This window comes from Bacillus sp. JJ1127, assembly GCF_036965845.1.
Lineage (GTDB): Bacteria > Bacillota > Bacilli > Bacillales > Bacillaceae_G > Bacillus_A.
This window is the reverse complement of sequence record NZ_JBALQK010000326.1, coordinates 1-2,906: the sequence shown is the minus strand read 5'-3', so window position 1 is coordinate 2,906 and position 2,906 is coordinate 1. Positions and strand designations below refer to the sequence as shown.

General features: G+C 32.7%; 3 protein-coding genes. All 3 read right to left on the bottom strand.

Translation table 11 applies throughout. From position 1 onward, the window contains the following. Positions 1-413: 413 nt before the first annotated feature. On the bottom strand, positions 414-1,097 hold the full coding sequence (locus tag V7183_RS23715; RefSeq protein WP_335361037.1) for an ABC transporter ATP-binding protein: 684 nt from the start codon (positions 1,095-1,097) through the stop codon (positions 414-416). After that, positions 1,097-2,161: an ABC transporter permease gene (locus V7183_RS23710; RefSeq protein WP_335361036.1), complete on the bottom strand. Its 1,065-nt coding sequence runs from the start codon at positions 2,159-2,161 to the stop codon at positions 1,097-1,099. The genes V7183_RS23715 and V7183_RS23710 overlap by 1 nt, the downstream gene beginning before the upstream one ends. A gap of 66 nt (positions 2,162-2,227) precedes the next feature. Continuing rightward, entirely contained in the window at positions 2,228-2,455 is a 228-nt protein-coding gene (locus V7183_RS23705) for a hypothetical protein (protein ID WP_335361035.1), read from the bottom strand. Between the last annotated feature and the right edge of the window lie 451 nt (positions 2,456-2,906).

Sequence of the window (2,906 nt, the reverse complement as noted above, 5' to 3'; positions counted from 1 at the left end):
AGAATAGCGTTTTTTTATGTTCTATATACATCCATTTTGATTTTCCAGCATATAAGTCGCGGCTATGAAAAACAAAAAGTGACCGCTACTTGTTTGCTCTCTTTGTTTTCACTTGGTATGGGGCAGGAAAAGGATCTGACCGCTTCTATACATGGCCGGATGCTCTCTCCCACCTAAAAAGAAAGGCTTTATGTCGATTTTTCAATGTGTACTTATATAGCTACAAAATTATAATTTTTATAATTTAGCTCTTGATAATATACGAGTAGTACCCATGCTTATCCAGCTAATATTTTGAGATATCTCTAAACAATTTTATATCTCTATAGTTTTTTTTCGTTTTGGGGACATCCTGTTCTGTTAGCTTGATGGGCCTCCCTATTATTGTACACGTGCTCGTACACTTCATTTTCTTATAGTAATTTTCCATCGCGAAGTGTTAAAATTCGATCACATACATCAAGCATTTTTTCATCGTGTGTAATCATAATCGCAGCTTTTTTATTTTTCTTCACTTCTTGTTTCATTAATTCAACGACTTCTCTTGCACGTTTTGAATCAAGACTAGCAGTAGGTTCATCAGCTAAGATTAAATCTGGGTTATTCATGAACGCACGAGCAATCGCTACACGTTGTTTTTCTCCGCCTGAAAGTTGATTTGGATAATGATTGATCCGATGTGCTAATCCAAATGTTTTCAGTAATTGTTCTGCAAACTTACTCGCTTCTTTTTTATCTTCTCCCTTTAACTTAGCGATATACAGAAGTTGTTCTTTCACCGTTAAGAAAGGTACGAGGTTTGCGAATTGGAATATAAATCCGATTTTTCTTAAGCGAATATCTGTCATCTCTTTTTCTGGTAATTTTGTTATGTTTTGATCAGAAATATAAATGTTGCCTTTTGAAGGAGAGAGCAATGCACCTGCAATGGAAAGCAATGTACTTTTTCCTGAACCAGATGGACCAACAATGCCAACGAATTCTCCTTCTTTTACATCCAATGTAATTGGGTGTAAAGCTGTTACTTCTGTATCTCCCTCTCCATATATCTTACTTACTTGATCAAGCTTTAATAATGATGATGTATTCGTTACCATTACATGCCACCTCCAATTGCTTCTAATGCATCTACTTTCAATACATGATATAGAGAGAACAATGTACCTAGTATACTAATCACAGTAAAAATACCTGAAAATTTCGCGATTGTTGTTGCTGTTAATAAAAACGGCATACTAGCTGGCAAAACAGTCTGTACTGCAAGGACTAGACCGATGCCGATTACAAGGGCAATACTAGATACAAATACAGCTTGTATAACTAAAGCCTTTACTAAATATGAATTTTTTGTTCCGATTGCTTTTAATACACCTAGTTGGTGTGTTTTTTGTAATGTAATGACATAGAAAAAAACGCCAATTAATAATGCTGCAATGACAATTAAAAACGAAACAATCATCGTTAATGTCCTTTGTTGTTCTTTATGACCTGGAATACTTTGCAATACTTCTTTTTTATCCACAACTTTTGCATTCTTAATTTCTTTATCCGTATTTAAAGCGATTACATTATAATCTTTTTGATGTGGCTGTGCAATGCTACCCCATACATCTTCATTCATGTGAACAACAGGTGTATGACTAAACATTTGATTTTCTGTAAATCCGACAACTTTGAACACTTTTTTGGAAATAGGATCTACAAGTTCGTCACCAAGATTTACTCCTTTTTCTTTAATAGATTCATCCACAACGATTTCATTGTTTTCTAAAGAGTTATGTTTCCCTTCAATTACTTTTGGAGCAATAAATGAATCTGGTTTACTTGAAAAAATAGCAACATCAACTTTTTTTGAACTTCCTTCTTTTTCAAATGTTGTCACTTTAATATGCATTGGAACTGCATTTTTTTCATCAACCTGTACCAGTACATTATCAACATCTGCTTTTTTAATTTGAGAACGCAACAATTTACCCTCGGCATCATCTGATAATATAAATTTGTCTGCCTTCATTTCAATAATAGAAGACGCACTGTCATGAGATAAACCATTTGCTAAACCTGATATCATAAGTACAAGAAATGATAACAATATCATAATGGTACCAATTAATCCGTATCGTAATTTCGATTGTTTTAATTCTTTAAGCGCTAAAAACATTAGGTCCGTTCCTCCTTGTTTCCTGCTATGTTCTTTTCATAAAGGGGACAACATATCCAATCTGACTTAACATCCCCCAATTGCTGGTCCATTACTAAACATCCCTATACATGCAACAACCATTCCCATATAACGATTACGGTTCGTTTCAGTCGTCATATCGATAACAGATGCTGTTGCGGCGGTGTATAATGCACCTGCGAAGAAATCGTTAATAATTCTTGATATATACAATTCTACTAATTTATCAATAAAGATGTCTGTTAAAAAATAATTGAATAATAGAATATACAAATATAAAAACTTAAAGCATAAGATACCGACCTATTCAATCAGAAACTCCCCCCAAAAAAACAGGGCTGTTAGGAAAAAGGGAATCGAATAACAAGATGACAGTAATCCTAAATGACATGGATTTACATCTAAATTTGCAATTACCTATAGGAAAATAAGAATAATCATGCTGAAACCTAAAAAGATAAAAAATTGAACAATCATTAGCAGGATTATAATCTTTTTATCATATCCTCCTTTATTTTTATTATAAAAAACACATATGACTAAAACGTTATATAATTATACTATCGATTTATTAAAACCTTTACAAGCGATATAATACAATTGAAACAAATTATGCATAATATAAAACGAAGTGAATTTTTTAGGTATTCTTTATCCTCTATTGCTCTTTTTTCTTTGAATTTTGAAGTTAGGAGCGTTTCCTCAAATTAAAACTGTATAATCA